The 5,772-nt window shown below is 66.5% G+C and carries 7 protein-coding genes and 2 pseudogenes; 3 read left to right on the forward strand and 6 right to left on the reverse strand.

All coding sequences use genetic code 11. The annotated features are described in order from the left end of the window. Positions 1-135 precede the first annotated feature (135 nt). A complete protein-coding gene (locus GTW43_RS17665) occupies positions 136-522 on the reverse strand; it encodes a DUF4440 domain-containing protein (protein WP_161300139.1) in 387 nt (128 codons plus the stop codon). A 194-nt stretch (positions 523-716) separates the two neighbouring features. Here GTW43_RS17665 and GTW43_RS17670 point away from each other — a divergent pair, with 194 nt between their 5' ends. Then, positions 717-926: a hypothetical protein gene (locus GTW43_RS17670; protein ID WP_161302980.1), complete on the forward strand. Its 210-nt coding sequence runs from the start codon at positions 717-719 to the stop codon at positions 924-926. A 172-nt stretch (positions 927-1,098) separates the two neighbouring features. On the opposite strand, the gene GTW43_RS17675 is transcribed toward GTW43_RS17670, so the two are convergent. Then, positions 1,099-1,485 (reverse strand): hypothetical protein, encoded by a 387-nt coding sequence (locus tag GTW43_RS17675; RefSeq protein WP_161302981.1) that lies wholly within the window; start codon positions 1,483-1,485, stop codon positions 1,099-1,101. A gap of 129 nt (positions 1,486-1,614) precedes the next feature. Here GTW43_RS17675 and GTW43_RS17680 point away from each other — a divergent pair, with 129 nt between their 5' ends. Then, a complete protein-coding gene (locus tag GTW43_RS17680; RefSeq protein ID WP_161302982.1) occupies positions 1,615-1,842 on the forward strand; it encodes a hypothetical protein in 228 nt (75 codons plus the stop codon). Positions 1,843-1,870: 28 nt separating this feature from the next. Next, a complete protein-coding gene (locus tag GTW43_RS17685; RefSeq protein ID WP_161302983.1) occupies positions 1,871-2,263 on the forward strand; it encodes a hypothetical protein in 393 nt (130 codons plus the stop codon). 60 nt (positions 2,264-2,323) lie between these two features. Here GTW43_RS17685 and GTW43_RS17690 read toward each other — a convergent pair. From GTW43_RS17690 to GTW43_RS17705, 4 genes and pseudogenes are all read right to left on the reverse strand, one after another. Continuing rightward, positions 2,324-3,462, reverse strand: a pseudogene (locus GTW43_RS17690) (transposase). Positions 3,463-4,139: 677 nt separating this feature from the next. Next, positions 4,140-4,364: pseudogene (locus tag GTW43_RS17695) on the reverse strand (ATP-binding protein); the annotation flags it as partial. Positions 4,365-4,411: 47 nt separating this feature from the next. Next, positions 4,412-4,819, reverse strand: coding sequence for a hypothetical protein (locus GTW43_RS17700; protein WP_161302985.1), 408 nt, complete (start codon positions 4,817-4,819; stop codon positions 4,412-4,414). Between the two features lie 126 nt (positions 4,820-4,945). Next, positions 4,946-5,772: undecaprenyl-diphosphate phosphatase (locus tag GTW43_RS17705; RefSeq protein ID WP_161302986.1), on the reverse strand; the 827-nt coding region annotated here is incomplete at its 5' end.

Consider the following 5,772-nt stretch of genomic DNA (forward strand, 5'->3'; position numbering starts at 1 on the left):
GCTTGAGCATCTTGATCCGGTTGACATGGCCCTCGACGACACCGGACTTCCACGGCTGGGAGAGTCCGGCGACGACGGCGTCAAGGTCGCGTTCGAGGTGGTGAGCGAACCGGCAGCAGACGGCTTCAGCCGCGGTCACATGGTGTCGGGCGGGACGGGTGTGGCCTGGTGGTAGTACATCCGCCAGGTTGCGTCTGTACTGTGCCTGCGCCAGAGCGAACTGCGTCGCGCTCTGTTCCCACCCATCGTGGTCTCGAAGGTGAGATGCACCAGCCCGGGTGCCAGGACGACGCCGGTGAACCCTGAGGCCCCATAGCGCGGACCGTCGCCCGTCGCGCCGTCCAGGTCGGGCAGTACGGCGACCATCTCGTCGTACGTCCACCGTCGCCCTGAAGCGCCGACCTCGACAAACTCCGGATCCAGGAGCTCCCGGGCACGTGAGCGTGATGCCCGCACGCGGGGGTCCATGAGGCGCAGCTCGCCTGCGATCGCTTCGCGTACCTCGTCGGTCTCATGACTCATCCAGGCATCCTCGCCCAGGTACCCAAGCCTCCTCACGGAAGAATCGCGGGCAGGCCACAACCCACCCCACCCCGCCGCGCGCTCCGCACGGGCCCAGTGGACCGCGGCGGCGTGGATGAGGTCGGCCTTGCGGATGCGCTGGGCGCCAGACTGGACAACTGCGACAGGTCTGGCTCGCTCGGGAACACGGTCGTGTGACGTCCTTCGCCGCGGTGACGCAGCAAAAGGTGAGCCGACTGGTCATCGGGGACGAACCTCGAACGATGCCGGGAGGCGCTATGGGAACCGAGTTCTGGCGGACGATTCAGATGGCCATCGAGAAGGACAACTGGACGGCCCGCCTAGTCGTGGTGCTCTGCGCCGCAGCGGTCGTCGCGCTCAGCATTTACACGATGGCCAACTAACGACCCGTCACAGATGGTCAATGGTGAGAACCAGGCGACAGCAGATTCTCACGGAGCCAGCTGCGGACCGTCTCCGCGTCCTTCGTTCGCCCGAGCACGTCTAGCAACACCGCCTGCAACCCCAGTGCCCATCTCGCGCGATCAGCATGAACCGACACTATGCCGAGAGACTTCACGAACCTGACTGACGTGCGAACTCTCGGTACTCGTCCACGAGCCGGAAGAAGGCGTCAAGCGGAGGTTCGCCAGGCAAATTCTCCATGACCGCAGCGTCCCACCCGGTCGCCATCGACCATCCACGGGTCCTGCTTAGCCAGGAGGGAAACCCTCCACTTCCACGGTCGAACTCGAACGCCTCGTCAACATCATGGACCTGAAGCGCGAGGTGGTACCCGAACATCATCAGCGCCAGTTCCTGCAACGAGCCGTTACGCACCCCTGCGTTCGGCCGCTGCCGAACGGCATCCAGCAGGTCATAGACGTCCCGCCACGCCTCGATGGCCCCCGCCTTCGGCCCTACACCCGACGCCCCCACCACATCCCCTTCCCCAGCCGACATGACCAGCAGCCACCTGCCACCTTGACGAACTACATAGACACCTCACAGTGCTAAGAGGTCAAGCCCGGGGTCGTGAGAGGCCGGTGTAGCCTGCTGGCTGTTCGATTTCGGATCGGGGGTGGGGACGCGATGGACGTCGCTCGGGTCATGGAGGCGTTGGCGGAGCAGGGTGTGACAGTGTTGTTCAAGGTCGACGCCGAGCGCATGCGCGATGGGACGAAGCCCTGGACTTTCGTCGCGAACGGGGCTCCGTTCCGGGATGATCTCCTGGTCCGCACGGACGCTGTCTCCCTGGAGGCTTGCCTGAAGGCCTGCGTTCCGCGACTGCTTGAGCTTGGTTTGGTGATCCCCGATTGACGGCGTGGTCCAGGGCGGGCAACGAGCCGTGATCGAGCTTCCCGAGGGGTCATGGTGGGACTGGGACATCGTCGCCTGGGACCCCGGCCGGCTGCGCCTGGCTGCGGGGCACGACATTTCGTATGCCCACGGCCTGGAGTTGGTGTTCAGCGACCCGGTTTTCGTCACGTGCCCGGCCTTCTTCCAAGACCCGGTGTTTCGTGCGCCGACGCCTGACGAGGCCCGACTGGTCGCTCGGCAGGTCGGTGAGACACCTCCCGTACTGATTGCCTTCGAGGCCGACGCGGGCGGGGCGAGTCTGGCCTCCGGCCTGGTCGCGGCCGGACAGCTCGACATCGTCCAGGGAACCGTCTTCCGGTACTGGCGCGAGAATCTGGCAGTCGGGGAACGTCTGGCTCCCTGGGTGAAGCATTCGGCTTGATCGGTATCCGGCCTACGCGGCTGAGGCGCCAAGGACTTCGCTCGCAGGCGGGAAAGCGGCTTATTCATCCAACAGATGACGGTTCTTGAGGCAGTCGCAAAGCTGGCCGATCATCCGGTTGAAGAGGTTACAGAGGGCGGAGGCATGACAATCTCCGCGGTCGTCGCGGCGCTTGCGGTCGTGCAATTTGGCGCCAGGGAGGCGGTCAGGGCGGCAACGCCCATAGGCCTCCAGCATGGTTGAGGCGATCGTTTCTGACCCATCGGCGGGTGATGGCGGACTTCTTCCCCGATGCCCTGGTGATGGGTGAGGGGCCGGCATAGGCCTTCAGCCTGTGGGCGTCGGCGAATCGTTCCCGGTCGTCGCCGATCTCAGCCAGGACCCGAGCGCCGAGCTGGGTGCCCAGGCCGGGGAAGCCGAGAATGACCTCGGCGTCCTCATGCTGGGCGAAGGTCTCATCGACGGCTTGGGCGAAGTTGTCGGCGGCGGAGCAGGCGGCATCCAACTGGAAGAGCAGCGCGAGCGTCTGCTTGCCGAGGGCATCCTCGACCTGCGGCGGCTGGTGCGGCCAGTCCGAGCGGAGGGCCTCGCGGAACCGTACGGTATCTGCCTCGATACCACGCTTGCGGCCCGCCCTCCGCAGGGCGACCGTGATCTGCGTCCTGGTCAGTCGGGCTGCGATCGCCGGGGTCGAGGCGGCATTGAGCAGTTCGCGGATCTCGGGCCGGCACAGGCCGCTTTGCCAGGTCGCGGCGGCCGCCAGAGCAGCCGGGTCATACTCGCGGAGCGGGGAGCGGAGCTGGTTGGAGATCTGCTGCCGGTTCCAAGTGGCATCCTGCTGGGCCCGGGCCAGGACAGCGACAGCACGGAACAACTCGGAGTCCGCCGGCAGGGGCTGGTGGGCGTGCATGTCGGTGCGGAGGATGTTGGCCAGGACGAGGGCGTCTCCGGGGTCACACTTCTTGCGGGAGACGGCATGCCGGTCTCGGTAGGCCGCGGCTGGTCCCGATGTCGACGGGGATCGGGCTCTCTTCGGTGTCGCCGTGCTCGGCCAGCAGGTCCAACAGGATCTTGTAGCCGGCCGTGTCGTCGGTGATGTGTCGCTTGGCCAGGAGCTGGCTGCTGTCGTCGACGAGGGCGACGTCGTGGGTCTTCTCCGCCCAGTCGATTCCCAGTAGATCAAGATGTTCCCTCCCCAAGGGTGCGGACGTTTGCGCTGGTCACGAGCGCATGCGGGCCACGCAGCGACCCAATTCCAGGCCTCGGCCGCCACGGCCGGGCCACCACCTCACTAGCCGCGCTGGAACAGTTCCCGCAGCTCATCCGGCACCAAGCACTTGATCATCGCTACGCAGCGCAGACCACTCAACCCGCCGAATGAGACAACGTCTTAGGCCCGCGGGTACATGAATACTCTCGTCAAACCGCACCATGACCGGCGGCCACCACGCAGACCCCCGCGCAACACCCCACCACGCACAGAACTCCCATTACCAACCGGCCCACCGCACCCAACCCTGGACACGGGCGAGAGAGGAAGCCAGGACGCTGGCCTCTTGCGCTCGGCCAGAGGCTTCGTGTTCTTGCCTACCCCTACCCGTCGGCTATCGACGTGGACAGCCATACCCCCTGCACCTGCGGTCCGCCAAGCTCCGTCAACACGGCTAGGGGCTTGGCACCCGCTGGCGGCGCGCCTGAGTGCCGGCGCCAGGCCCTGCCTCTGCTTGTTCACTTCCGCAACTGCCACCCGCACGCCACCTAACGGCCGAGATCGGCATCGGGACCACGACCCGCGTACCGGTACATCATCGAGGTCGTTGAGGTCGCTGCCGCTCCCGCGCCGAGTCCTGCGGAAACGGTCCGCACAGCGTCACGCAGCCGCGCCGAGCCTCGGGTCGGCAAAGGTCCTCGGCCAGCCGCCGAAGGCCTCGTCGGAGGCGATGGCGACGCTGTTCCTCTCCTCCCGTTCGGCCAGAACCTGGAAGCGGAGTTCGGCGCCGCGCCGGTCGAGCTCCATGTCGCCGAGTTCGTCAATGCAGAGGAGATCCACGCGGCCGCAGCGGGCGATCGTCGTGGACAGCTGCCCAGGGTTGGCACTCTGGGCAGACCTAGAGCGGCAGCACCAGGGAGCTCGCTGATACACGGCCGTCACACTGTCTCGGCGCTGATGACGACTTCGACGGCACGAGCCCATCCGTGCGGATCGTCGACCGAGACCCGGACCCGCCGCCTACCCGGCTTCCCGAGCAGGGACGTGATGAAGCGGCTCTCACCCACGACGTCCCCCACCACGAGCCGACCGTCACTCAGCAGAAGACGCCCGTCGAACACCGTGGTCAGCGGCTCGCTGTCACCCTCGTGGTCATCCGCGTCACCGTGATCCTGAAAGACTCGAACCTTGACCAGCACAATCTGGGCCTGCACCCGCACAAGAACGTGCGTGTCGCACGCAGCGGCAGGAGCGCCGTCGAGGGCCAACGTGGTGGGAATCCACTCGGTCGAACCGAGCGCCATCACCGGGTGATTGACATACAGGTCTACCCCTGCGATCTGCACTGCCCGACTCCCATCCCAGCCGTGTGACATTCACGAACGACGCCACTTTCGAAAGACGCCCTTGCCCCCGCCCCGCGGGACCGGACCGGCAACTCCCTTTCCGCATCGCGCGGTTCTCCGTCACCGTCAGGCGTTGAGCACGCCGGCGCCGAGCAGGCCGAACAAGGCGAGACCGATCACGATACGGTAGATCACGAAGGCGTTGAACGAGTGCTGGGCCACGAACTTCAGCAGCCAGGCGATCGAGGCGTACGCGACAACGAACGAGACGGCGGTGCCGGCGACGATCGGAGCGGCGCCGACCCCGCTGCCCACGGCGTCCTTCAGCTCGTACAGGCCCGCCCCGGTGAGGGCCGGGATGCCGAGGAAGAAGGAGAGCCGGGTCGCGGCGACCCGGTCGAGGTCGAGCAGCAGGGCAGTGGACATGGTCGCGCCGGAGCGCGAGAAACCAGGGAAGAGCAGCGCCAGGATCTGCGAGGAGCCCACGAGCATCGCGTCCTTGAACGAGGTGTCGTCCTCGCCGCGCTTGTGCCGGCCCCGCTGGTCGGCGACCCACATGACGCCGGAGCCGACGACCAGCGAGCCCGCGACCACCCACAGTGAGGCGAGCGGTCCCTCGATGAGCGGCTTCGCCGCCAGGCCGACGACAACGATCGGCATGGTCGCGCAGATGACCCACCACGCGAACTTGTAGTCGTGGTGGTAGCGCTCCTCCTTGTCGCGCAGGCCGCGGCCCCAGGCGGTCACGATCCGCACGATGTCCTTGAAGAAGTACACGAGCACGGCGGCGATGGCGCCGACCTGGATCACGGCTGTGAAGCCGACCACGGCGGGGTCGTCCACCGGGATGTCCATGAGGCCTTCGGTGATCTTCAGATGGCCGGTGGACGAGACGGGCAGGAACTCCGTGATGCCCTCGACGATGCCGAGAATCACGGACTGCCCGAGGCTGA

It is taken from the genome of Streptomyces sp. SID5785 (genome assembly GCF_009870065.1).
Lineage (GTDB): Bacteria > Actinomycetota > Actinomycetes > Streptomycetales > Streptomycetaceae > Streptomyces.

Excerpts from the sequence above, each read along its gene's own strand:
- GTW43_RS17665 (WP_161300139.1), bottom strand. The coding sequence starts at position 522 with ATGAGTCATGAGACCGACGAGGTACGCGAAGCGATCGCAGGCGAGCTG.
- GTW43_RS17675 (WP_161302981.1), bottom strand. The coding sequence starts at position 1,485 with ATGTCGGCTGGGGAAGGGGATGTGGTGGGGGCGTCGGGTGTAGGGCCG.
- GTW43_RS17680 (WP_161302982.1), top strand. The coding sequence starts at position 1,615 with ATGGACGTCGCTCGGGTCATGGAGGCGTTGGCGGAGCAGGGTGTGACA.